Genomic DNA, 22,883 nt, shown 5'->3' with positions numbered 1-22,883 from the left:
CTGTTAGGAATTTACGCAGCAGAGCTTTGAAAATCCTCATGAGGGCTGAAGCAATAAATAGTTTGCCACCACAAGAACAGCAGGAGTTTTACTTATAAATTTTATCCAAAGATACATGCGTCCTGATTAGTTAGGACGTTATTTTTCAGGGAAAAGGGTGATTGAATGGCTAAAACGGCATACGAGATATGGAAAGAGAATGAGAAAAAGAAAAAGAAGAAAGTTTCTAAGCCTGGCCCTCGGCGTGATGCCGTTCAATATAATCAGCCGAACTATACAGGGGAAAGCTTAACCAGAAACAAGAACTATGAATGGGAGAAGAACTTAATGGGTTCTCTCCCTTCTGATTACGGTAGGAATTTCAATAAAAAATACGAATCTTGGGCATCGAGTCAAGGGATGGACGAATCCGAAGCAAGAGAATTCCGCACCTGGATGGATTCTAAAGAAGATGGAGTCGACACAAAGAGTCGTTTGATGAATAATATCTCAGATTCCTCTAACCGCAAATTAGCACAAAGAGCGGCAAATGTCACAGAGCATAGGCAGAAAAGAGAACCATTAAAGAAAACCGGCTTTGCTGCTATGGTTGACAAGCTCAAGAAGTCGGAAGTCGGGCAAACATTCAAAGCAGCAGAAGATTTCTTTAATCCATTCGATAGCGTAAAAGCTGGGGATGCTGTAAACAGCTTTTTGAATCATGAACAATCCGATAAAACGAAAGAATTTGCTCGTGGTTCAAGTCGTGCAACGGATTCAGCTTCATTGGGTCTATTTAGCAACTTGGATAAAAAACTGAATGACCGTGAACCAGCTTATAATTCTGCTCGTAAATTTGGAGAAGGTGGAGGCACAGACATGATCACGTCTGGTCTTGGCTACCTTGTTCCAGGTTTGGGTGCTGCTAAAGCCGTAAAAGGGGCAGGATTAGGCGCAAAAGCAGGTTCAACAGGTTTATCAAGGTTCGGGCAAATGGCGCGTGAAGGGGCTATTGCAGGGGCTGGTGTAGGTGCTGCGGAAGTTGGTATTCGTGAAGGGTTGAATCCTGATGATTACAATTACAAACAGAACTTGGCTCATGTAGGAATAGGCGCGGCGGCCGGTGCTATCGCGGATCCTTTATTAGATGGAGCTGGTCAACTTGCTTCTAATGGCCTTGCAAGGTTAGCAAAAGGTAATGTTCCTGAATTTACAGGTAAACCAAGTGCTGATGTATTAGAACGGTTAGCTCCATTACAAAATAAAAAGGCAACTGATCACACTCCTTTATATGACCGATTGCAGAGTTTATACAAGAAACCTGAAACGGAAGTTCCTGAAAATGTCGCGCCAACTCTTGACCGTCTAAGGAAAGGTACAGATTTTGAACCAATAGAGGTTGAACCGGATATTGACGGCGGCAAGTTAATTGATACTCAGGCGAAAGGGTTACGAGCCGGGCGAGATTATGAGCTGATCGAAGCCATGGATGAAGGTAGTCCTTTGCTTCGTTTGAAAGAATCTTTGCAAAGACCTAAGCAAGACAGGGATTATGAGCCTATAGAAGCTATGAAGGGGAATGGTGGGAAATTATCTAAAGTTGAAGATCCATCCCAACTGTCTATTGAATCAAGAATGGAACGACTACAACCAGCAAGCAAGAAAGCAGTAGATTTAACCCAATCATTCCGGTCTAAAGTAAACCGAAACCCTAAGAAAGAAAACCAGTTAGAGAATTTATTTTCGAATCTTAGGACTCAATTTATAGATGATTTATCGCCTTTAGAAAAATTAGAAAAGAATGTACGGGGCAATGTAGCGAGTGCTGAGGATAGTCTTTACAAACAAGCGAGATTATTTAAAGGTAGTTCTGAAAAATCAAATCAAATAGTGGAAACTCGTTTGACTCCTATTTTAAAAAAGATGAAACAATTTGGTTTTTCATCAGATGATCTTGGCGATTATGCTTTAGCTGTACATGCTCGTGATGTAAATGCAAAGGGTATAAAATCTGGATTCACCAATGAAGAGGTGGATGCGGTTATAAATAAAATCGGGACTCCAGAGATGGAAAACGCTCGTAAAGAACTGGTTAATTTAAATAACGATTTGCTCAATACTCTGGCTGACACAGGAGTATTGTCAAAAGAAACTGTAGAGAACATGCAGAAAAAACACCCTAACTATATGCCTTTGTTCCGTTCTTTTGATGATGAGAAGGTTGATTTTTCTTCCGGAATACAGCAGTCATTAGCAAATGTGGCCAACCCTATCAAAAAGTTAGAAGGGTCTGATCGCCAGGTAATTGATCCGATTGAAAGTATCGTGAAGAATATCTTCAAATTGAATAATGCTGCAGACCGGAATAAAGTAGCGAATCAATTAGGGAAGTTGGCATCAGAAGATACTAATAGCGACTTTGTCCGTCGATTGAATCCAGGTGAAGAGACCGGTAGGAAGAACGTTGTTTCTGTGTTGGAGAACGGTCAAAAAGCACAGTATGAAGTACCTCCTGAAGTGTATAAGGCGATGAAGAATATGGATAAAGAACAGTCCAACTTCTTAATTAAGACATTACAAAAGCCAGCAAGCACATTAAGGGCAGGGGCAACACTTACACCTGAATTTAGTTTGAGAAATCCGATGAGAGATGTTCCACAAGCGTTCATAGTATCTAATTCCGGGTTTAATCCACTAATCGATTTCCCAGTAGGGTTATTCCAGTCGGCTTTAAAAGGGAAAAGCATAAAAATAGCCGGCAAAGAAATCAAGACACCTGACAAAATGTATCGTCAATTCATTGAGGACAACGGAGGATTGGGTAATATCGTTTCTGTGGACAGACAAATGCACAGGGAAGCAATAGAAAAAGCGTTAAAAAGCGAGGATAAGCGTTTTATTAATGTCGTAAATCCTAAAGCGTGGCTTGGGGTTTTAAGGTCTATCGCGGATGTGACTGAGTCTGCCACAAAGGTAGGAGAATATCGTGCCGCGTTAAGAAGTGGAACCTCACGTGAGGAAGCTGCATACCGGGCAAGAGACATCATGGACTTTGCTCGATCAGGAGTAAGTATTCGAGAAACAAATAAAGTAGTCGCATTCTTAAACGCTAATATACAGGGGAAAAGTAAGTTGTTGAGGGCTATTAAAGAAAATCCGATGAAAGTAACGGCAAAATCGCTTACAGCCATTACCATGCCGACTATTGGGGCTTATTTGGCACAAAAAACCCTTGCGTCAGATGAACAAAAACAATTAATTGATGATGCTCCGAGCTGGTTGAAAAATACGTTCTGGTTAATTCCAGTACCGGGGACGGAACAAGTTGCACGGATTCCTAAACCATTTGATTTAGGTCCTATATTCGCTAATCTTCCGGAACGTACACTAAAGTACATTGAAGAAAGCGATCCTGAAGCCTTTGATGATTTTGCTCGTGAAACACTTGCATCCTTTACAGTACCGACTATGTTAACGGGTATAGCGCCGATTATCGAAGGAATGGCCAATTATTCGTTCTTTAGAGAAGGACCAATCATTCCTCGTCGTGAAGAAAATGTGGATTTTCCAGATCAACATGATATCAATACTTCTGAATCAGCAAAGCTAATTGGTAAAGGGATTAATGCTATTACTCAAGGTCAAGGGACTTTTAAAAACTTTGGTTCACCACGCGTTATAGATAATACTATTCGGGGGTTTACTGGAGGTTTAGGAACTTATGCGACAGACAGTATTGATGTGATTTTAGAGGGAAGTGGAGTAGTTGGCGATGATGTAGAAAAACCAAAGAAGGATTTTCTTACAGAGCAAACACCTTTAAGAGCTTTCTTAATGAATGAGTCATCAACTGGAGAATCAGTCGATAAGTTATATTCTCTATTAGATAAACTAAGCCGTCAAAGAGGATCGGCCAAGTCAAAGGACGAAGACTTCAGCAAGGAAGAAGAGTATGAAGAAATAAAGGATTCGGCTAAAGAAGTCAGTGATATCAGCAAGGAAATACGACTTATACAAAACGATTCTTACATGAGCGCTGAAGAAAAACGGGTTGAGATAGATAGGCTGAATAAAAGAAGGAATGAAATTGCATTCAACACCATTAGAAGTTGGCGTAATCAGTGATGTAAAGCCACTTATCGAGGTTAAAGGGAATTAGGGAGTGTTTATTGATGCTCCCTAAACCCATCTTTTTCAATCGTTTGTTTAGGGTAACATGTAATAGCCAGGAAAAAGACTAATAGTCCGGTTAATAACATTGCATAAGTGGTTATAGTACCTGGGATCTTGAGTTTATCAAATAAGTAATTAACAAAGACTGTCGGTGTTATCACAACATAAAGCAATACACACCATAAATAAACTTTAAGCCATAATGGTTCCTTGCCTATATATTTTTTTCCTATAATCCATATTGAATGATAAAGCAGCACGGCTATAGGAATCGCAATTAAATAATACACGACATCACCCCTCACCTAATTGTATTCCATTTATTGGAATGAAAATCCTTCGTGTCGTACATTTTAAAAGGGAATTTTCCGACACGATAAAAAACCCGAAGGTAAAGAAATGATAAGGAATGCTAAGGTTTCTCGGAGTTACTACAAAACACTACATTTACCGATTTTACAGGCCTTAAAAAAGACACTCGGAAAACACTCGGAGGTAATTTATATGAAATATGACTGGAAAGCTGTAGAAAGTTATTTCTTAGAAGCTGGACACCAAAGCAGAATTTCACTTAGGGAGGTCAGCGAAAGGTACGATATACCTTATCAATCTGTTAGAAGATATGCAGCAAAGCGTGAATGGCACAATATACGGCACAGAGCGTGGATTGATGAAAGATACAAAACCTCATAATCATTGGAATGCTACAAGTTAAACAAATTAGACACCCTAAACGTACAGGTGCTACAAAACCTAATAAAACCTAACTTTCACGCGCGTAAGGAGTGCTACAGAAGTGCTACAGAAGTAGGGGGAAGTTGAGTTTAAAATGATTATCTATAAAGGGGTTGCTACTTGTGAAGGTATTTAATATAAAACATGATGACCAAGCTATGCACATCCATTTAGAAACAACTCATACCAAGTTTGAAAGCTTAGAACGCCTCATTATGGGAGCAGCTAATGAGTTTATCGAGAAAAACAAAAAGGATCAATTAAACACCATTCTTGGTCGGATTGAAGCGAAAATGCTTTGAGTTGTTAAGGAATGTTAAGGTATCAGGAGATTTCAGAGACCTAAAAAAGGATTTTCTTACACGATAAAAAAAGAAGCACTCGGCTATTTCGACGGTCTAAAAAAATGAATTTAATGAGGCCTTAAAAAAAGAGATGTTACCAGGACCTGTGTAGTCTTTTATAAACCAGGTAAATAGCTGTCAAGCCAGTCAGCAGTTAGGTTAAAGGTGTTGACAGCTTGTCCGGCTTTTTGTATACTGAGAGCAACAAGTTGAAGGGTTCGGACCTTTAACTAAAGAGATATTTATAAGTCCGTCATTCGGAGACGGTACTTTCAGAGTTATTAAGCGCTGGGCAATCGGAGCCTAAGTGCAAGAGAGTATTGAGAAGAGGCGTCAGCATTAGAGCTGGCGCCTTTAGTGTTTTTTTAGGGAGGATTCCGGATGAAAAGAGTTATGGTGTTTATAGATGGAAATAATTTCGAGTCTGCACTTACCGGGTTATACGGGACTCAACAAAGGATAGATTATGGAAAGTTAGCTGAATATGTAGCCCAAAAAAGAAACGGCTATCTACAGCGTTTATATTACTACACGGCAGTAGGAAGCGTTGATAAAACAAAAGCAGCAGCCACAAAAACTTTCGTTGATAGATTAAATAAAAGGGTCCCTAAATGTATAGCGAAAACCGGATACCTAAAAGTTATTGGCCAAGATAAAAATGGCAATAATATTTTCACCGAAAAAGGGACAGATGTAAATATAGCTGTGGATTTAGTTTCGTTAGCTTTTAATAATGGATATGATGAAGCGATTTTATTTAGTGCTGATTCTGATTATGAATCTGCGATAGCTATGGCAAGAAGTTTGGGAAAAAATATTGTTGTCGCAGTTGTAGATAAACAGAAAGCTGGTTATATTAAGGATCTTTCTGATGACAACATTACTTTATTTAAAACAGATTTCGATCAATGTATGCGATAAATAATAAAAAGACTGCGGAGGTCCAGATCCTCACGCAGCCTTAGCTCTGAGCTATATAGTCCGAACCTATACAGCCCTTTACTAATAGTATGGACAATGACCTCTTGTCCATGCATAATTTCGTTCGACATTTTAATTCCCTTTTTACACATAGAAGAAACATTACATAAGCATTCTTTTGTATCGAGATGAAGAAGGAGCCACCAAATTAGGGCTCCTTTTTTGTTAACTTAGGTTTAAATCGGCGAAAGCAATGGCCTCTTTAAAAATTTGGGATAATGACATCTCTATCGCATTTTCCTCATCAAGGAAACATGGTGTTGCTACATGAATTAAATCATATTCATTATCTTTTTTAGAGCAATAAGCGCCGTTATTTGCATTGTACTCATAACTCCCTTTGGGTACGGTGAAGTGAATATGACCAAACATTCCATCGACATTGAATTCCCATTTATCAATTTCATATTCGATATTTCTAATCTTGAATCTTCTACCGAAATCATCAATCATTCTTACTGAGTTAGTTTTGAACAAAAGTATTTCCTCCTTACTGTGCATTCAATCTTTGTAATTCGATTAAGGATGCCTGATCTCCTGCAATGGTTTCTATCCTATACTTATTTTTATACCTTGAGTTTCCTTAGAGACTTTTTTCATTTCCCGAGTCTTTGAAGCAAAAATAAGGAATTGTTTTATGTCCTGGACCTGGAAGAATTGGACACCTGAATGGATCGGTAAATTATACCGGTGATCAGCAATCAGTATAATCTTAGGGAAAACCTTTTTACCTTCCGGCTGCCATGGTTCGTACTGCCATTCATTGCTCATGTAGTAAGAGACATATCGACGAAATTTTTCGTTCATTACCTTTTCTGAATAGATAGAACGCTGAATCTCTACAAAGAACGGCGCGCGTTTCCATATCATGAAGGCATCCGGTTCCATATAACCCTTTCCGTACTTCGGTTCTACTATAAAGGATTCTGACGGCTCAAAATTGAGCAGCGACTTATAAAATTCAACGATTTTAAGGAAATGAGGGATTTTAGCAGAGTCTTTTTTTATGGGAGCTGGGGAGTGAAAGTAGATATATGGTTGCTGGGATGTATTTACTTCGATTTGACCATCTCTTCTTAATCGCTTTAAAACGGTATTGCAGCATGTAATAGGATTTTTTAAACCGGAAAAATGGAGATCGATAATATCGTCTCGAGTTAAACACCGGAAACGCTGTAAGTCGCTTAGAATTGCCAAGTCTCGTTTTTTCATCAATCCAACACCTCGAATATGGTGTCAATAATCTCTGGGTCATCAGAACGCTTAGAAGGCCCTTTTTCGGTGTTTTTAGTAACGGGATACTTATGACTCTCTAATATTTTTTTAGCCTCTTTAACGACCAAATACGGAGCTTGAATCTCCTTTAACTCGTCTTGACCTTGTAATTTTAACAACATTCTTCCATCTTGCTTTATTTTCTCACTACCCGGGGTTCCGATTATCCTGGCATTGATTAAATCAGCACATTTAAATCCCATGCGGACAGTTAAGTTATTCTTTAATGCTCCTTCTAAGAGCTTCGCGTCAGGTCTTTGCATGGAAAGGATTAAGTAGATACCAAGTGCGCGTCCAATAGCGCTTATCTCTTCGATAATATCCATGATTTTCTTTTCCTTCTTGAGTAATGCAACTTCATCTATGCAAAGAATGATATATGGTGGTGGATCTGGTAAATCGTCGATATGAGCTACTTCGTGAGCATCCAGTAAATCTCCCCGTTTAGTTGTTTCTTCGCGCAAGTGTATTAGCATAGGGAGCATATCAACAGGACTCACGAGAACAGCCTCAACGTGTTCAATCCTGCGGAACAAATGGAATTCAGAGCGTTTAAGGTCGCATAAGAACAGCTGCAAACGTTTAGGATCTATCATCGTAATTAGCGATGTAAGGATGGACCTTAGTTGTGTAGATTTCCCGGATCCCGTTTCGCCAGCAATCAATAAATGAGGGTGTTCTACCATGTCATAAACCACGTTCTGTCCGTTCATATCAACACCACAAACAATAGGTAATTTAGCGTTCTTAGCCTGTTCTACAAAGCGTTCTGCCTTATAACGGACAAGATTAGGGATAGGCGCAGTGAACACTGTTAGGGTGAATTTTTTAATGTCTCCTTTTAGCTCTATTCGTTCCCCGAATACCTGTTTAAAGCAATATTCTTTTTCATAACTTCTTTTGGATCCATACCAGTAGGGAGGGTAAAAACATACATAAGTGTTTTTTTCTTATTGTCAAATTGTACGGAATGAATCTTGGGGTAAATCAATCCAGAGTTGGAACTGTAAGAATAATGATTCCCTATCTCACCGTTTCGAAAGGCTTTTAGAAGCTCTGCTTTGGCCTTCTGCTTTGCTAACCACATTTTCATTAACCATTTCCTCCTTTGATAAATCAATTTGATTTATTGCTTACCAGAATAAGAATTTCAAATCATTGACGAGGTACCACAGGGCAGCTATGCCGGCTATTGGAAATGAAATACGCAGGAAAGTGGATAAAAAGGCTGCAATTGAAACGTTACCTGTATCAGCTAATCCCTTTTCGATTAGGGCTATTAAGATAATTCCAGCACCTATACCGATAAATACCGGGTCAATCATCGCGCCAGGATGCAAAGGTATGAAGGAGAATAGGACAGGTGTTTTTTTACCAATCCTTACGTTCTTCGGCTGTTCTTTGTTCATGAATGCTTTAAAATCAACGGTTTCTATCTTACTCGATACAAAAGGCAGATTAAGTAACATAATGTAGTCTCCTTTTTGACTGCTGAATGTTTAGCCGTGAAGTATAAGGTGTCTCTCCACAATTTTGTGGAGGGCAACCAGCGCAATTTTGCGCCGGTTGGCACTCCAACTTTGGCGGTTCAGATTTTTCTTTTCCCCCCTCTCGCCTCTCCCCCCATCCACTCGCCCTCCGGCTCCTTCTAAACACATTTCATTTCTCTTATTTATCAACCTGTAAAGGTTCATTACCTTGATAGGACTATCTTGATAGGTAACTTGGTAAGTACTTTGGTCAGAAGTTGCTAACTCCCAAATTAGGTACCTTGATAAAGCCTATGGAGACTGCTTGTACATGTTTCACACTTTATAGGCGAAAATCACAAAAATGTGAATAAAGGCCAAAATTTCAGTCGATACTGGTGAGCATATAAATTTAACCAGGAGGATTGAAAATAATGTTCGGTTTAGGGAAAAGACGGTCAAAGTTTGGGAAGTTTCTTGATCGGAATGGAATCACACAACAGGAGATTTGCGAAGTCAGTGGGGTAAATAGGAATAGCATAAGCAGAGTAGCTCAATCTGACGATAATCAACCATCTATGAAGAATGCAGCGAGGATTATAAAAGCTTTAAAAAAGGCCGGATATGAAGTGAATTATGATGATTTTTGGAGTATGTAATTGAAATGGCGAGGAAAGACTACCACTCAAAAACACTTACGGAGGTTTTTTATGATTGAGTATGTAGTCTTCTTTTCGTTAGTAACATTAGGAATTGTTTTTTACGGATAAGAAAGTTAGGATTCGAAAAAGAGGTTCCCGGAAGAAGACCAGAATCACCTATAGAGTGGCGATTATACAATGCCTTGATTTTCAGGGGGGAGAATGTAGAGCCTCAAGTTCCTTGTGGGAGGTATCGTATTGATTTAGCCTTACAATCGTATCGTATAGCTATTGAGTGTGATGGTAAGGCATTTCATTCTTCACCTGAACAAAAAGCCCATGACAGAAGAAAAAATAAATATCTACGGAAAAACGGTTGGAAAGTATTAAGGTTCTCCGGCAGCGCTATAAACGGAAGGATGAGGAAAGTGTTAGAACGAATAGATAAAGAAAAGAATCGTTAATTGCAGGGAGAAGTTCAATAAACGGAGGTAATTCACACTGATATGAAGAATATGTGAAAGGTTTTTTTGACAGATATAAAGGATAAGAGCATCAGTTAATCTGATGCTCTTATCCCTGTCTCCACTTTTTAACTTAATGATCCAATCCTAAAAAAAACACGAGAGTAAACTTCTAAAGCATATAAGTCATTATTTTTAATTCCTAAAAGCAGGTGGATATTATTCCCGATGTTAATGCCGCGCTTATTGGCTTCCTTAATTAACATACCAGGATTTTCCCTTATCCATTTTTCATAATGATTAATAGACTCATAATAAATATCACAAATCCTGTGTGCCTCTATGCTATGACCGGAAGCTGCATATCCCATTCCAATTGGAGCGTAGGCCACGCCGTCTACTTTAATAAGACTCATTGAATTGTGTTTTCTTGAATTTTTTATATCACTATCAGTTGGAATTGGGTTAATGTTATTAATACCTTTTAAAACAAATTGATTTATAGAATCTGGCCAATTTCTGTGAATAATTGCAATCATTTCTTGTCTGTACCATGGCGTTTTTCTGGCAGATTTGCCATGATTGAAAACATTAATGAAATAAGCGTAATTATCATCAAACCTAACAAACAATACTGGCCCAGTTCTATTTACAAAATTTCCATTTAATTCAGTACCTAAATGTAAATGATGTATTCCCCAATCATTCAAAAATTGATCGTTATAATCTAAATTAGAAATCAAACTGCTTAAATGATGTTTCAAGTTTGTACCTTTTTCTATTTTACTCTTTATTAATTCCAATCCATTTTCAAATTCTTTGGGATAAGTGAATTCCTTTGAAATTAGTATCTTTCTGGGATGGGGAGCGATTAATCTTTTTTGCAAATTGAAGTATTTGAAACATATGTCTTGTCTATTAGATGAAGGCTCATAGCCCATGTTTTCTAATTGATACTTAAGCATATCAATCCAATTATTTTGAAAATCCATTTTAAGATTATAAGTATAAGGCATACGATCCATCCTTTATAAAAAGTAGAATATATTATAACTGGTTAATAAGACCAGAATAATATGATTGCGGTTTTTCCAGATAAATTTTTGTTACCTCAATGCTCGTATGTCCCATGTACTTAGCAATGTCTTGGATAGGCAAACCTTTTGCTGCTAATTTGAGTCCGAATAAGTGACGTAAATTATGGGCGTGGGCTTTTGCTAATTCAATTCCGACGATGGAAGCATACTTTTTCATATCATTATGAACCGTTTGACGTGAAATCGGACCACGTTGACCAACAAATAATAATTTAGTGTTACTGGAGAACGGCTGTGTTCTCACTTCTAAGTATGCTTTCAATGAATTTCTAAGCTTATCACTGATGTAAATATCGCGGTATTTCCCACCTTTACCCTTAATATCTTCGATAATTTTTTTGCCAGACGTGACATGATCCATACGGAGCTGCAGCATTTCACTTACACGCATTCCTGAATAATACATAGCTTCAAAGATCGCTTTTGTTCTGATGTCTCCAGAAGCTTCCACAGCTCCGATAAGAGCCTGAAAATCCTCTTCAGTAAGTAAATCTTCATCCTTCAAAGAATACTGTTTCTGGACCTTCTCTTGCTTAATGCGAGCTGACACTCCTAATTCAAACCGATCATTTAAGAAATCGATAAATTGTTTAACACTAACTAATTTTCTGTTTATAGAAAGAGTTTTTAATTTACGTACTCTTAAATGTTCCTTATAAGCCGTAACGTCGGTTCTTTTGAGGTCTTTAATACATTTACCTATAAAGCTTAAAAAGTCCTTCACATCTAATTTATATCCCGATACAGTACCTTCGCTTTTTTCCTCTTCAATCAAGTAATCAGTGAATGCTTCTAAATAATCAGTATTTTTCATTACTAACCATCTCCCTTATAAAACGATTATTTCGTTTTGTTGTTAATTTCATAATAAATGTAGGGGTAAATAAAGTCAATACAATATTTTGGTTTTGTATTGAGTTTCCTGTAAATGTTGATTTATAAGCAAATTAAAAAGACACCAAACAATATGGATGTCTTTTAGTTTACATAATCACTGTTTTCGAGGCCAATTATCCTAAATTCTTAACTAAATCCGTAATATCATCATCCTGGTTATAAATCACTTGATCGATACGAAAATCCTCACTTGCAGCAAAGTTAATTTTGATTTGTTGAATCCATTTATATGCCGCAACGGCAGCTGCCGAATCTGGATTCTTCTTATAATCTGAATTAGAAACAGGGAAGCTTCCACTCTGCAAAAATTTCGTTCCCTTCGAATGTAAATAAACTTTGATATTAATGTTCATCCTTCATCACCCTTTAGTAAATCGACTTTCAATTAACTCCTAAAAATCTACTTCAGTTAGCGTTTATATAGTAATTATATATGTTGATGTTTGTTTGTAACTATTGAAACGAATTTATGTTCGCTATCATTGAATGAATACTTGGACTACAATAACCCTAAAGAACGGGGGGGTAACGATGGAAGTAACGGACAAGCCAATAGCTCCTAAAGAAGCGAGTATCTCGTTAGGTATAGGAGATAGTACATTAAGGAAGTGGTGTCTTGCTATTGAACATCATGGATACAATTTCCCGAGAACGGATAATAACCGTAGGGTGTTCTTTGAAAAGGACATGGTTATACTTCGCCAGTTGAGACAGTTGGTTCAAGTTCAGAATTTAAGCTTGGAGAACGCCTCATTGATTGTTGTAACAAAGGTTAATGACGATGCGTCCGAGGAAAAGAACACCGAGATCGCTGTTCCTTCAAACCGTTACGGAGATGAAGTCATACAAGAATTGTTGGATCATATAGAACGGCAAGAAGAGTTTAATAAAAAGCTTTTGCAGCGATTAGACGAACAGCAACAATACATAGAAGAACGATTAGATAAGCGTGAACAACTTATTCAAGAGAATATAAAGGAATCAAAAGAAACAAAAAAACTCCTCCTGGAAGCCAAGGAAGAGAAAAACAAGCGTAAAGGCTTTATGAAATGGTTTAGTTAGGATTAGGGACTGCACGGTTATGTGCTGTCCTTTTTTTAGTAAGTTTTAACTCGTTTTCCTTTACCATTTTGAGATAAATTTCAACAAACCTTTCTAAGGCTTCATCTGAAAGTTCTTTTCGTTCACCTATATTTTCAATTGTTGTTTTTGCCACATTGCCCACCTTTATTTTTGGCCTATTTTAACTTGGTACCCCAATAGATCTGCTACCTTCAATAAATCCCTAACTCGCAATGCATCGTTATCTAATGCTGATTGAAACGTGCTTTTTCGTATCCCTAAAGCTTCAGCAACTTTTTGGAATTGGCTATATTCACTATCCTCCATCATAATCCGTACAGCTGTTTTAATACTCATTTCTGATAAATTGATTTCTTTCATCTTTGTAACCCCCATGATTATTATGTGTAAAACAATAATAACATTATAAAACGATTATTTGGTAATTAAATTAATAATACGTTTGACAAAACGATTATTTCGTTTTATAGTTAGGGTAACAGCAAAGAGAAAACATGATGGTGATTATCTGAATAGAACATGTTTCTTGTCTCTGCAGCCAAATAGTAAAACTCAATACAAAACTACAGTTTAGTACAGGAGGAATTTATTATGAATACAGCCAACCTTACAAAAATGGTCCTAAGGAATACAGTCGATTACCAAACAACAGACGTTTTATCAAAGGATATTTTCTTTGATGAAGTGAAAGAGCCGATGTTTGTTATTGTTGACGAAAATAATCAGCTTGTAGACGGGTTTAGGATTGTGGCGGTGAATCATCAAGAAATTGATTGCATGGTTGAAGAGATGATTTTTTATACAGATAGTATTCCAGCCGGAGAAACAGGGAGACAGTACGGCACTTTATTTTACGGAACTACATTCGAGAAAATATACGGTAATAAAAAATCAACTGAAAAGGGGGTAATTTAATTGAATAAACTCGATTTGGTTACACGCTTAGTATTTAACGATACCGTTGTATTAGAAATATCGCCTGGTCACGAAACGGCAGTCAATATGTGCATTTCTCGCAAAGGAGATAAAGAAGATGAGGGTAAAAGCGTCCAGTTATATGCTGACGAAATTGATTTATTGATTGCAACATTAAGTTTATATAGAAAAAGAGCGACCAGCAGCAACTGATCACTCTTCCCGTTAAATATTCGATAGCTTGATTATAAAACAAGCAGGGTGCTACAACAAGCATCCTGTTATAATATAAAAAAAGGAGACAAGCCATGATTATTATAGATATGTTGCGTTCGGACGGTAGTATCGTGGTTAATAAAAACCTCGTCCATGCGATTGGGTTAAATGCTGCCATTTTGTATTCAGAATTAATCAGTAAACGTGCTTATTTTGAGAATAGAGAACAATTGACAGAGGACGGTTTTTTCTTTAATACCGTTGACAATATACGGCTTGATACAGGACTGGGTGAGAAACCTCAAAGTGCAGCTATTAAGCAACTCGAGAAATTAGGTTTAATCAAGACAGATAAACGAGGATTGCCGGCAAGAAGATACTTTAAAATTGTTGATGATGATTCTTTGGTAATGAATATTCTAAGTGAAGGCAAACAGAAAAAATCAGAGTTAGAACAGGAATTAGAGTTGAAGAATCAGAAGAAAAAGGAGATTCACACCAGTTATATCAACAGTTCCGCCCAAATGGAGGAACTTGTCCAACCCAATGGGAGGATTAATAATACTAATTTAAATAATATTAAAAATAATAATAATATAAACATATACATCATTTCTGACGAAAATGACGTTTTCTCTTATTATTCATTTAAATATAAAGGTAAATTCGGGAAAGAACATCCTACAATGAATAAGGATAAAATAGACGAGTTAACCTCTATGTATCATGAGTTTACTATAGACTTAGATATAGATGAAAATATGTGGCATGACTTAGTGGATTATCATTTTGAAAACTTATCTCCTAAAAATAACGGAAATATATTATCATTCCTGGCACCAAATGGGGGATCAGGATGTATTTATCGATATATAGAGAGTATCAATACTGAAGATGAGGAAGATGATTACAGGGAGTTTGAATCTAAAGAGCACCCTGAATCCAAAATGCGTACGAGTGATTCACCGAAACCGAATTATATTGATACCTTATTTTAAAAGGGCGCAAAATGCGTCTTTTTTTTATCCATTTTGACAAAGCATCATTGTTATAAACTATATCTATATGCTACTATTAAAAATAATATACGGAATTTTAGCAGTTCATATAAAAATAAGCATAATAAAAGGATTGACCGGTTGCGCGATCAATCCCAGAGAGTTGCTACTGACTTTGCGGATCAGTAGCGAATGTGTATTTGCGGTACACATTTAATTTCAATTAGATAATAAAAGAATACATGATATCGTGGTTGAAATCAACAGTAACATATAATTTTACTTGTTACTTTACCTGTTATTTTATGGGAAACCACCTGTGTTCATATATAAATCTATTGATACAAAGCTCTTTGTCTATTACAGGCAAGGAGCTTTTTTGCGTTCTAAGAGCTGTGATGTACCTGAAGAGGGCATTGACGGCATACATAAGCCAATCACATACAATCTATGGGGTCGGAAATACCGATGTCATAGCATCATGGTTAAAGGAAGAACATGATGAGAATCTAAAAAACTACTGGTTTGCCTTCCAGGTCAGAAAACAAGGGCGTTATGGTCTAAGGTTGAATCCTAATCCGTTACCTTACTTACGGTGGCCATAATAAGCGTGTGGCAGCATATAGTCACGGTGGGTTCTCTGGTGTCCGTTACAGGGCAGGGGAATGCATTCAAAGGGGAAAGTAACCGACTCAATTTTGAGCTCGTTATAGACTCCGTCAGGCAGGACAGAGATTGTTTGTAAAAAGAATGCGTTTGGATTAATCTCCATTCATCAAGTAAGGTGTACAAAAGGGCCGATTCCCGATGTTGATGGTAGTACAGATGAATCTCTTATCCGTAGTCAAATTAAGCCTTATTGACTGCGTATAAGGGGTTCAGTCTGCCCTCTAACCTCAAACCCTCAGTCTCCGGTAGTATGAAACCCCGAAAACCATAATACAAGCATAATAAGTAATTTAGGTAAAAAAATCTAAATAAGAATAATCAACCATGGAGCTTAAACTAAATATCATTAAACAACTATAGAATACCTTGGATCGATAAGTAGGTGTTGGGAGTTATATATCTTTTGAAGGTGATTTGATAGAATAAATTACAGGGAAAAATAACCATAATAGACAGGGGTGTTTAGTTTGAATATTGTTAAAGAGCAGCAGATTGTTACATTGAGAGATGAAGCTAAGTTATTATGTGATCAATTCATTGAATATAGGGATAATTATTTTGTTGAAGCTAATAATCGGATGTTATCTCAGGCTATTCAGGAATTAATTGATTATCTTTTCGATAACAAATTTATTCTTGAAGACCTGGATACTTATGATGATGAGGAACGGAAACTTGAGGCTACAATGGGTTCTATAAGTGTAACAATAACTAAACGTAAATCTGTTCTACAGGTAAAGATGAGTAATGGGGAAGAGTATGATATTAGTATTGATAGTCCAATAAGTATTTATGAGCTTCCTAAGTTTACTAACTTGGGAACTACACAAGATGCCATGATACAGTCTTTGAAGAATAGTATTGAGCAAATTAAAGATAAACTGAATTGTTTGGATAAAGAAGAATACCGGTATATCGTCCATACTACAGATGCTAATACAATTTTTGGTGACATTAAACATAAAAGTAGTCCTTACCGAAATTTTAATGAAGTTTTGGATAACCTTTTTAGTTAACTATACCTTTGAAGGGAGAAAGGTATCTGTCTATTTTTGTTGAATATACATTAAAAAATAGAAGCCAAAAAGGAGTTTTTCTGTGACTAATTTTAATGCGCCAGAAGTAAGACGAGCAATTAGAACCTTAGATGCTGCGGCCTCTGACATTTTAACTGCCGGTTATTCAGTTTATAAAGCCAGAATTGTAAGGTTTATATCAATTATTAATGAGGATAAGGTAATTAACTCTATAGTAGCGCCTCTCCTTGCAATACCTGTGGATTTTGAATTTATACACTTCTCACGTAATGGGCATTGGATATCTGAATTAAAATTACCTTCAAATGTTGATGAGCAATTGGCATATGTCGTTCAAATATTTGACCAAGTTGTAAAAGGTGATATTAATTTGGATTCTTTAAGTCATAGAATATATAAGCACAAAAGATTTGAAGATAATATCCAGCAATTCCTTAGTGAAATTGCCAGACCATGTTTGAGGGAGCTGATTGATCGCCTTCACGATTTAGTTGAGGTTGAAGTAAAAGGTAAAGAGAGCATTGCCAGTGCGGCATTGCAAATTTTCAATTATGGAAGCATTACAGCCGAGCAAGGTAGTGCAGTTGCAATCGGTAAAGACATACAGCAAACCGTTAATTATGAAAATATTACTCATAAGATTATGGATTTGGTAAGAGAACAACAAGTTGTACCTGAAGAAAAAATGGCCGAAGTTGAGCAGGTCATGAATGAAATTCAGGAGGAAATTAACAAACCTGAACCTTCACAAAGTAAACTTAAAGATTTTGCTGGTAAAGTATATGGTCTTGGTGAGACAGCTTTATTAAAAGTAGTTTCAACTGTATTAACAGATCCAAAGTGGGGCCAGGCAGTATCAGAAACCTTATTAGCAACATTTTGACATAAGCATCCCTCGGGGTGTTTTTTATTTGGAGTCGGTAAGTTATGTAAAGAGACACGAGAAAATTGTAGAAGAGAATAAGGTAGCCCTTTTAATCTACGAAATGTACCTTTTGTATGGAGTTAAGGAAATACGTTGATTTAATAGGGGTGTGCTCAAAGTTTAGCAGGGTTATAATGTGTATAATTCCGATAAAATTAGTGTGTTTTATGAAAATTTATTCCCTATGAATACAATTTAGATGTTATAATTAAAGGTTTAAAAATTGTAGCTTTTGTCGCAAAAATTTGTTATAATTAAATTGTAAGAAAAGTTAATTTTTTTACTGGACCTTGGCCAGGACTAATCCGGTCCATATCGAATTAAAAACTATCACCAATATTGCAAGGTGTTTCCTTTCCGATTTAGGGTGTTATACAAATCGAGAGAGGTGGAAAAGGAATGTTAAAGGAAATTCGTTGTACAAACAGTCCTTGCAAGCATTTACTTTGCAAAGGGGAATTTCAGGGTGTGATCGAGTTTAAATGCCCTAAATGTAAAAATGTACATACGGTTAAAAAATAGAGAGATCCTTGAGGTCCATAGTTTGAAAAGGGAATTTTCCCTTCTCAGATTGTGGGCCTTTTTCTTTTTTTCACCTTTCTTAAACAGGAGGCACGACTTATGAACGATTTACCAGAGATTCATAAACAGGTAGTTGGATTAATCGGTTATGGAAAAGGCAGGGCTACCACCGTTTCTTATATTTCAAAATTAACAGGATTTAGTGGTGTAACAGTAAGGAGAATGGTTTCTGAAGCTGTAGTGAAATATGGAGCTCCTGTAGGTACTTGTAATGAAATTGGTCGAGGTGGTTATTACATTATTAGTAATGAAGATGAAAAAAGCGATACTGTTAGGAATTTACGCAGCAGAGCTTTGAAAATCCTCATGAGGGCTGAAGCAATAAATAGTTTGCCACCACAAGAACAGCAGGAGTTTTACTTATAAATTTTATCCAAAGATACATGCGTCCTGATTAGTTAGGACGTTATTTTTCAGGGAAAAGGGTGATTGAATGGCTAAAACGGCATACGAGATATGGAAAGAGAATGAGAAAAAGAAAAAGAAGAAAGTTTCTAAGCCTGGCCCTCGGCGTGATGCCGTTCAATATAATCAGCCGAACTATACAGGGGAAAGCTTAACCAGAAACAAGAACTATGAATGGGAGAAGAACTTAATGGGTTCTCTCCCTTCTGATTACGGTAGGAATTTCAATAAAAAATACGAATCTTGGGCATCGAGTCAAGGGATGGACGAATCCGAAGCAAGAGAATTCCGCACCTGGATGGATTCTAAAGAAGATGGAGTCGACACAAAGAGTCGTTTGATGAATAATATCTCAGATTCCTCTAACCGCAAATTAGCACAAAGAGCGGCAAATGTCACAGAGCATAGGCAGAAAAGAGAACCATTAAAGAAAACCGGCTTTGCTGCTATGGTTGACAAGCTCAAGAAGTCGGAAGTCGGGCAAACATTCAAAGCAGCAGAAGATTTCTTTAATCCATTCGATAGCGTAAAAGCTGGGGATGCTGTAAACAGCTTTTTGAATCATGAACAATCCGATAAAACGAAAGAATTTGCTCGTGGTTCAAGTCGTGCAACGGATTCAGCTTCATTGGGTCTATTTAGCAACTTGGATAAAAAACTGAATGACCGTGAACCAGCTTATAATTCTGCTCGTAAATTTGGAGAAGGTGGAGGCACAGACATGATCACGTCTGGTCTTGGCTACCTTGTTCCAGGTTTGGGTGCTGCTAAAGCCGTAAAAGGGGCAGGATTAGGCGCAAAAGCGAGGTTCAACAGGTTTATCAAGGTTCGGGCAAATGGCGCGTGAAGGGGCTATTGCAGGGGCTGGTGTAGGTGCTGCGGAAGTTGGTATTCGTGAAGGGTTGAATCCTGATGATTACAATTACAAACAGAACTTGGCTCATGTAGGAATAGGCGCGGCGGCCGGTGCTATCGCGGATCCTTTATTAGATGGAGCTGGTCAACTTGCTTCTAATGGCCTTGCAAGGTTAGCAAAAGGTAATGTTCCTGAATTTACAGGTAAACCAAGTGCTGATGTATTAGAACGGTTAGCTCCATTACAAAATAAAAAGGCAACTGATCACACTCCTTTATATGACCGATTGCAGAGTTTATACAAGAAACCTGAAACGGAAGTTCCTGAAAATGTCGCGCCAACTCTTGACCGTCTAAGGAAAGGTACAGATTTTGAACCAATAGAGGTTGAACCGGATATTGACGGCGGCAAGTTAATTGATACTCAGGCGAAAGGGTTACGAGCCGGGCGAGATTATGAGCTGATCGAAGCCATGGATGAAGGTAGTCCTTTGCTTCGTTTGAAAGAATCTTTGCAAAGACCTAAGCAAGACAGGGATTATGAGCCTATAGAAGCTATGAAGGGGAATGGTGGGAAATTATCTAAAGTTGAAGATCCATCCCAACTGTCTATTGAATCAAGAATGGAACGACTACAACCAGCAAGCAAGAAAGCAGTAGATTTAACCCAATCATTCCGGTCTAAAGTAAACCGAAACCCTAAGAAAGAAAACCAGTTAGAGAATTTATTTTCGAATCTTAGGACTCAATTTATAGATGATTTATCGCCTTTAGAAAAATTAGAAAAGAATGTACGGGGCAATGTAGCGAGTGCTGAGGATAGTCTTTACAAACAAGCGAGATTATTTAAAGGTAGTTCTGAAAAATCAAATCAAATAGTGGAAACTCGTTTGACTCCTATTTTAAAAAAGATGAAACAATTTGGTTTTTCATCAGATGATCTTGGCGATTATGCTTTAGCTGTACATGCTCGTGATGTAAATGCAAAGGGTATAAAATCTGGATTCACCAATGAAGAGGTGGATGCGGTTATAAATAAAATCGGGACTCCAGAGATGGAAAACGCTCGTAAAGAACTGGTTAATTTAAATAACGATTTGCTCAATACTCTGGCTGACACAGGAGTATTGTCAAAAGAAACTGTAGAGAACATGCAGAAAAAACACCCTAACTATATGCCTTTGTTCCGTTCTTTTGATGATGAGAAGGTTGATTTTTCTTCCGGAATACAGCAGTCATTAGCAAATGTGGCCAACCCTATCAAAAAGTTAGAAGGGTCTGATCGCCAGGTAATTGATCCGATTGAAAGTATCGTGAAGAATATCTTCAAATTGAATAATGCTGCAGACCGGAATAAAGTAGCGAATCAATTAGGGAAGTTGGCATCAGAAGATACTAATAGCGACTTTGTCCGTCGATTGAATCCAGGTGAAGAGACCGGTAGGAAGAACGTTGTTTCTGTGTTGGAGAACGGTCAAAAAGCACAGTATGAAGTACCTCCTGAAGTGTATAAGGCGATGAAGAATATGGATAAAGAACAGTCCAACTTCTTAATTAAGACATTACAAAAGCCAGCAAGCACATTAAGGGCAGGGGCAACACTTACACCTGAATTTAGTTTGAGAAATCCGATGAGAGATGTTCCACAAGCGTTCATAGTATCTAATTCCGGGTTTAATCCACTAATCGATTTCCCAGTAGGGTTATTCCAGTCGGCTTTAAAAGGGAAAAGCATAAAAATAGCCGGCAAAGAAATCAAGACACCTGACAAAATGTATCGTCAATTCATTGAGGACAACGGAGGATTGGGTAATATCGTTTCTGTGGACAGACAAATGCACAGGGAAGCAATAGAAAAAGCGTTAAAAAGCGAGGATAAGCGTTTTATTAATGTCGTAAATCCTAAAGCGTGGCTTGGGGTTTTAAGGTCTATCGCGGATGTGACTGAGTCTGCCACAAAGGTAGGAGAATATCGTGCCGCGTTAAGAAGTGGAACCTCACGTGAGGAAGCTGCATACCGGGCAAGAGACATCATGGACTTTGCTCGATCAGGAGTAAGTATTCGAGAAACAAATAAAGTAGTCGCATTCTTAAACGCTAATATACAGGGGAAAAGTAAGTTGTTGAGGGCTATTAAAGAAAATCCGATGAAAGTAACGGCAAAATCGCTTACAGCCATTACCATGCCGACTATTGGGGCTTATTTGGCACAAAAAACCCTTGCGTCAGATGAACAAAAACAATTAATTGATGATGCTCCGAGCTGGTTGAAAAATACGTTCTGGTTAATTCCAGTACCGGGGACGGAACAAGTTGCACGGATTCCTAAACCATTTGATTTAGGTCCTATATTCGCTAATCTTCCGGAACGTACACTAAAGTACATTGAAGAAAGCGATCCTGAAGCCTTTGATGATTTTGCTCGTGAAACACTTGCATCCTTTACAGTACCGACTATGTTAACGGGTATAGCGCCGATTATCGAAGGAATGGCCAATTATTCGTTCTTTAGAGAAGGACCAATCATTCCTCGTCGTGAAGAAAATGTGGATTTTCCAGATCAACATGATATCAATACTTCTGAATCAGCAAAGCTAATTGGTAAAGGGATTAATGCTATTACTCAAGGTCAAGGGACTTTTAAAAACTTTGGTTCACCACGCGTTATAGATAATACTATTCGGGGGTTTACTGGAGGTTTAGGAACTTATGCGACAGACAGTATTGATGTGATTTTAGAGGGAAGTGGAGTAGTTGGCGATGATGTAGAAAAACCAAAGAAGGATTTTCTTACAGAGCAAACACCTTTAAGAGCTTTCTTAATGAATGAGTCATCAACTGGAGAATCAGTCGATAAGTTATATTCTCTATTAGATAAACTAAGCCGTCAAAGAGGATCGGCCAAGTCAAAGGACGAAGACTTCAGCAAGGAAGAAGAGTATGAAGAAATAAAGGATTCGGCTAAAGAAGTCAGTGATATCAGCAAGGAAATACGACTTATACAAAACGATTCTTACATGAGCGCTGAAGAAAAACGGGTTGAGATAGATAGGCTGAATAAAAGAAGGAATGAAATTGCATTCAACACCATTAGAAGTTGGCGTAATCAGTGATGTAAAGCCACTTATCGAGGTTAAAGGGAA

The 22,883-nt window shown here is 37.6% G+C and carries 28 protein-coding genes; 17 read left to right on the top strand and 11 right to left on the bottom strand.

What is annotated here, in order from left to right; translation table 11 throughout:
- The first annotated feature begins 165 nt into the window (after nt 1-165).
- Nucleotides 166-4,104 (top strand): LPD38 domain-containing protein, encoded by a 3,939-nt coding sequence (locus tag JFV29_RS14180; protein WP_201184657.1) that lies wholly within the window; start codon nt 166-168, stop codon nt 4,102-4,104.
- A 41-nt stretch (nt 4,105-4,145) separates the two neighbouring features.
- Here the strand turns inward: JFV29_RS14180 and JFV29_RS14175 are convergent, their stop codons facing one another.
- On the bottom strand, nt 4,146-4,457 hold the full coding sequence (locus tag JFV29_RS14175) for a hypothetical protein (protein ID WP_201184643.1): 312 nt from the start codon (nt 4,455-4,457) through the stop codon (nt 4,146-4,148).
- Nucleotides 4,458-4,656: 199 nt separating this feature from the next.
- Here JFV29_RS14175 and JFV29_RS14170 point away from each other — a divergent pair, with 199 nt between their 5' ends.
- The 3 genes from JFV29_RS14170 to JFV29_RS14160 all read left to right on the top strand — a co-directional run bounded on the left by JFV29_RS14170 (nt 4,657) and on the right by JFV29_RS14160 (nt 6,152).
- Nucleotides 4,657-4,845, top strand: coding sequence for a hypothetical protein (locus JFV29_RS14170; protein ID WP_201184641.1), 189 nt, complete (start codon nt 4,657-4,659; stop codon nt 4,843-4,845).
- A gap of 164 nt (nt 4,846-5,009) precedes the next feature.
- Nucleotides 5,010-5,189, top strand: a complete 180-nt coding sequence (locus JFV29_RS14165) for a hypothetical protein (RefSeq protein WP_201184639.1) — start codon at nt 5,010-5,012, stop codon at nt 5,187-5,189.
- Between the two features lie 423 nt (nt 5,190-5,612).
- Nucleotides 5,613-6,152, top strand: a complete 540-nt coding sequence (locus JFV29_RS14160; protein WP_242486875.1) for an NYN domain-containing protein — start codon at nt 5,613-5,615, stop codon at nt 6,150-6,152.
- Nucleotides 6,153-6,377: 225 nt separating this feature from the next.
- Here the strand turns inward: JFV29_RS14160 and JFV29_RS14155 are convergent, their stop codons facing one another.
- From JFV29_RS14155 to JFV29_RS14135, 5 genes are all read right to left on the bottom strand, one after another.
- Nucleotides 6,378-6,689 (bottom strand): hypothetical protein, encoded by a 312-nt coding sequence (locus JFV29_RS14155; RefSeq protein ID WP_201184637.1) that lies wholly within the window; start codon nt 6,687-6,689, stop codon nt 6,378-6,380.
- A 72-nt stretch (nt 6,690-6,761) separates the two neighbouring features.
- Nucleotides 6,762-7,424 (bottom strand): replication-relaxation family protein, encoded by a 663-nt coding sequence (locus JFV29_RS14150; RefSeq protein WP_201184655.1) that lies wholly within the window; start codon nt 7,422-7,424, stop codon nt 6,762-6,764.
- Entirely contained in the window at nt 7,424-8,299 is an 876-nt protein-coding gene (locus JFV29_RS14145; protein WP_201184653.1) for an FtsK/SpoIIIE domain-containing protein, read from the bottom strand. The genes JFV29_RS14150 and JFV29_RS14145 overlap by 1 nt, the downstream gene beginning before the upstream one ends.
- A 35-nt stretch (nt 8,300-8,334) precedes the next feature.
- Nucleotides 8,335-8,580 (bottom strand): hypothetical protein, encoded by a 246-nt coding sequence (locus tag JFV29_RS14140; protein ID WP_201184651.1) that lies wholly within the window; start codon nt 8,578-8,580, stop codon nt 8,335-8,337.
- 40 nt (nt 8,581-8,620) lie between these two features.
- Complete coding sequence (locus JFV29_RS14135) at nt 8,621-8,956, bottom strand: hypothetical protein (protein ID WP_201184633.1); 336 nt, start codon at nt 8,954-8,956, stop codon at nt 8,621-8,623.
- A 434-nt stretch (nt 8,957-9,390) separates the two neighbouring features.
- On the opposite strand from JFV29_RS14135, the gene JFV29_RS14130 reads away from it, so the two are divergent.
- Together JFV29_RS14130 and JFV29_RS14125 are read left to right on the top strand one after the other, a co-directional pair.
- On the top strand, nt 9,391-9,615 hold the full coding sequence (locus tag JFV29_RS14130) for a helix-turn-helix domain-containing protein (RefSeq protein WP_201184631.1): 225 nt from the start codon (nt 9,391-9,393) through the stop codon (nt 9,613-9,615).
- A gap of 185 nt (nt 9,616-9,800) precedes the next feature.
- On the top strand, nt 9,801-10,061 hold the full coding sequence (locus JFV29_RS14125) for an endonuclease domain-containing protein (protein WP_242486874.1): 261 nt from the start codon (nt 9,801-9,803) through the stop codon (nt 10,059-10,061).
- Between the two features lie 128 nt (nt 10,062-10,189).
- Here the strand turns inward: JFV29_RS14125 and JFV29_RS14120 are convergent, their stop codons facing one another.
- The 3 genes from JFV29_RS14120 to JFV29_RS14110 all read right to left on the bottom strand — a co-directional run bounded on the left by JFV29_RS14120 (nt 10,190) and on the right by JFV29_RS14110 (nt 12,408).
- Entirely contained in the window at nt 10,190-11,053 is an 864-nt protein-coding gene (locus JFV29_RS14120; protein ID WP_201184629.1) for a hypothetical protein, read from the bottom strand.
- Nucleotides 11,054-11,108: 55 nt separating this feature from the next.
- On the bottom strand, nt 11,109-11,972 hold the full coding sequence (locus JFV29_RS14115; RefSeq protein ID WP_201184627.1) for a tyrosine-type recombinase/integrase: 864 nt from the start codon (nt 11,970-11,972) through the stop codon (nt 11,109-11,111).
- Nucleotides 11,973-12,168: 196 nt separating this feature from the next.
- A complete protein-coding gene (locus JFV29_RS14110) occupies nt 12,169-12,408 on the bottom strand; it encodes a hypothetical protein (RefSeq protein WP_201184626.1) in 240 nt (79 codons plus the stop codon).
- A gap of 178 nt (nt 12,409-12,586) precedes the next feature.
- On the opposite strand from JFV29_RS14110, the gene JFV29_RS14105 reads away from it, so the two are divergent.
- Nucleotides 12,587-13,117, top strand: a complete 531-nt coding sequence (locus JFV29_RS14105; protein ID WP_201184624.1) for a hypothetical protein — start codon at nt 12,587-12,589, stop codon at nt 13,115-13,117.
- On the opposite strand, the gene JFV29_RS14100 is transcribed toward JFV29_RS14105, so the two are convergent.
- Together JFV29_RS14100 and JFV29_RS14095 are read right to left on the bottom strand one after the other, a co-directional pair.
- Nucleotides 13,110-13,271, bottom strand: coding sequence for a hypothetical protein (locus JFV29_RS14100; protein ID WP_201184622.1), 162 nt, complete (start codon nt 13,269-13,271; stop codon nt 13,110-13,112). The genes JFV29_RS14105 and JFV29_RS14100 overlap by 8 nt on opposite strands.
- A gap of 11 nt (nt 13,272-13,282) precedes the next feature.
- Nucleotides 13,283-13,498: a helix-turn-helix domain-containing protein gene (locus JFV29_RS14095; RefSeq protein WP_201184619.1), complete on the bottom strand. Its 216-nt coding sequence runs from the start codon at nt 13,496-13,498 to the stop codon at nt 13,283-13,285.
- 231 nt (nt 13,499-13,729) lie between these two features.
- On the opposite strand from JFV29_RS14095, the gene JFV29_RS14090 reads away from it, so the two are divergent.
- The 10 genes from JFV29_RS14090 (at nt 13,730) to JFV29_RS14045 (ending at nt 22,853) form a co-directional block, all read left to right on the top strand.
- Nucleotides 13,730-14,053: a hypothetical protein gene (locus JFV29_RS14090; protein ID WP_201184617.1), complete on the top strand. Its 324-nt coding sequence runs from the start codon at nt 13,730-13,732 to the stop codon at nt 14,051-14,053.
- Nucleotides 14,054-14,266 (top strand): hypothetical protein, encoded by a 213-nt coding sequence (locus JFV29_RS14085; RefSeq protein ID WP_201184615.1) that lies wholly within the window; start codon nt 14,054-14,056, stop codon nt 14,264-14,266. It begins immediately after the preceding gene.
- A gap of 95 nt (nt 14,267-14,361) precedes the next feature.
- Nucleotides 14,362-15,267, top strand: a complete 906-nt coding sequence (locus tag JFV29_RS14080; RefSeq protein ID WP_201184613.1) for a hypothetical protein — start codon at nt 14,362-14,364, stop codon at nt 15,265-15,267.
- 398 nt (nt 15,268-15,665) lie between these two features.
- Nucleotides 15,666-15,872: a hypothetical protein gene (locus tag JFV29_RS14075; protein WP_201184610.1), complete on the top strand. Its 207-nt coding sequence runs from the start codon at nt 15,666-15,668 to the stop codon at nt 15,870-15,872.
- Between the two features lie 531 nt (nt 15,873-16,403).
- The gene (locus tag JFV29_RS14070; protein WP_201184608.1) at nt 16,404-16,952 is read left to right on the top strand and encodes a hypothetical protein; all 549 of its coding nucleotides are present in this window, start codon (nt 16,404-16,406) and stop codon (nt 16,950-16,952) included.
- Between the two features lie 82 nt (nt 16,953-17,034).
- Nucleotides 17,035-17,856 carry a hypothetical protein gene (locus JFV29_RS14065; protein WP_201184606.1) on the top strand — a complete coding sequence of 274 codons (822 nt, stop codon included), beginning with the start codon at nt 17,035-17,037 and terminating at the stop codon, nt 17,854-17,856.
- Nucleotides 17,857-18,297: 441 nt separating this feature from the next.
- Entirely contained in the window at nt 18,298-18,420 is a 123-nt protein-coding gene (locus JFV29_RS31710) for a Com family DNA-binding transcriptional regulator (RefSeq protein ID WP_201184604.1), read from the top strand.
- A gap of 99 nt (nt 18,421-18,519) precedes the next feature.
- Nucleotides 18,520-18,846 carry a hypothetical protein gene (locus tag JFV29_RS14055; RefSeq protein WP_201184649.1) on the top strand — a complete coding sequence of 109 codons (327 nt, stop codon included), beginning with the start codon at nt 18,520-18,522 and terminating at the stop codon, nt 18,844-18,846.
- 67 nt (nt 18,847-18,913) lie between these two features.
- Nucleotides 18,914-19,732: a hypothetical protein gene (locus JFV29_RS14050; protein WP_201184647.1), complete on the top strand. Its 819-nt coding sequence runs from the start codon at nt 18,914-18,916 to the stop codon at nt 19,730-19,732.
- A complete protein-coding gene (locus JFV29_RS14045; protein WP_201184645.1) occupies nt 19,722-22,853 on the top strand; it encodes an LPD38 domain-containing protein in 3,132 nt (1,043 codons plus the stop codon). The genes JFV29_RS14050 and JFV29_RS14045 overlap by 11 nt, the downstream gene beginning before the upstream one ends.
- Nucleotides 22,854-22,883: the final 30 nt, after the last annotated feature.

Origin of the sequence: Peribacillus sp. TH16 (assembly GCF_016651095.1) — a bacterium.
GTDB classification, from domain to species: domain Bacteria; phylum Bacillota; class Bacilli; order Bacillales; family DSM-1321; genus Peribacillus; species Peribacillus butanolivorans.
This window is presented reverse-complemented; position numbering and strand designations above follow the sequence as displayed.

Coding starts and splice junctions, on each gene's coding strand:
- JFV29_RS14180 (WP_201184657.1), top strand. CDS start 166: ATGGCTAAAACGGCATACGAGATATGGAAAGAGAATGAGAAAAAGAAA.
- JFV29_RS14170 (WP_201184641.1), top strand. CDS start 4,657: ATGAAATATGACTGGAAAGCTGTAGAAAGTTATTTCTTAGAAGCTGGA.
- JFV29_RS14160 (WP_242486875.1), top strand. CDS start 5,613: ATGAAAAGAGTTATGGTGTTTATAGATGGAAATAATTTCGAGTCTGCA.
- JFV29_RS14150 (WP_201184655.1), bottom strand. CDS start 7,424: ATGAAAAAACGAGACTTGGCAATTCTAAGCGACTTACAGCGTTTCCGG.
- JFV29_RS14140 (WP_201184651.1), bottom strand. CDS start 8,580: ATGAAAATGTGGTTAGCAAAGCAGAAGGCCAAAGCAGAGCTTCTAAAA.
- JFV29_RS14135 (WP_201184633.1), bottom strand. CDS start 8,956: ATGTTACTTAATCTGCCTTTTGTATCGAGTAAGATAGAAACCGTTGAT.
- JFV29_RS14130 (WP_201184631.1), top strand. CDS start 9,391: ATGTTCGGTTTAGGGAAAAGACGGTCAAAGTTTGGGAAGTTTCTTGAT.
- JFV29_RS14120 (WP_201184629.1), bottom strand. CDS start 11,053: ATGGATTTTCAAAATAATTGGATTGATATGCTTAAGTATCAATTAGAA.
- JFV29_RS14115 (WP_201184627.1), bottom strand. CDS start 11,972: ATGAAAAATACTGATTATTTAGAAGCATTCACTGATTACTTGATTGAA.
- JFV29_RS14110 (WP_201184626.1), bottom strand. CDS start 12,408: ATGAACATTAATATCAAAGTTTATTTACATTCGAAGGGAACGAAATTT.
- JFV29_RS14105 (WP_201184624.1), top strand. CDS start 12,587: ATGGAAGTAACGGACAAGCCAATAGCTCCTAAAGAAGCGAGTATCTCG.
- JFV29_RS14095 (WP_201184619.1), bottom strand. CDS start 13,498: ATGAAAGAAATCAATTTATCAGAAATGAGTATTAAAACAGCTGTACGG.
- JFV29_RS14090 (WP_201184617.1), top strand. CDS start 13,730: ATGAATACAGCCAACCTTACAAAAATGGTCCTAAGGAATACAGTCGAT.
- JFV29_RS14080 (WP_201184613.1), top strand. CDS start 14,362: ATGATTATTATAGATATGTTGCGTTCGGACGGTAGTATCGTGGTTAAT.
- JFV29_RS14075 (WP_201184610.1), top strand. CDS start 15,666: ATGTACCTGAAGAGGGCATTGACGGCATACATAAGCCAATCACATACA.
- JFV29_RS31710 (WP_201184604.1), top strand. CDS start 18,298: ATGTTAAAGGAAATTCGTTGTACAAACAGTCCTTGCAAGCATTTACTT.
- JFV29_RS14055 (WP_201184649.1), top strand. CDS start 18,520: ATGAACGATTTACCAGAGATTCATAAACAGGTAGTTGGATTAATCGGT.
- JFV29_RS14050 (WP_201184647.1), top strand. CDS start 18,914: ATGGCTAAAACGGCATACGAGATATGGAAAGAGAATGAGAAAAAGAAA.
- JFV29_RS14045 (WP_201184645.1), top strand. CDS start 19,722: ATGGCGCGTGAAGGGGCTATTGCAGGGGCTGGTGTAGGTGCTGCGGAA.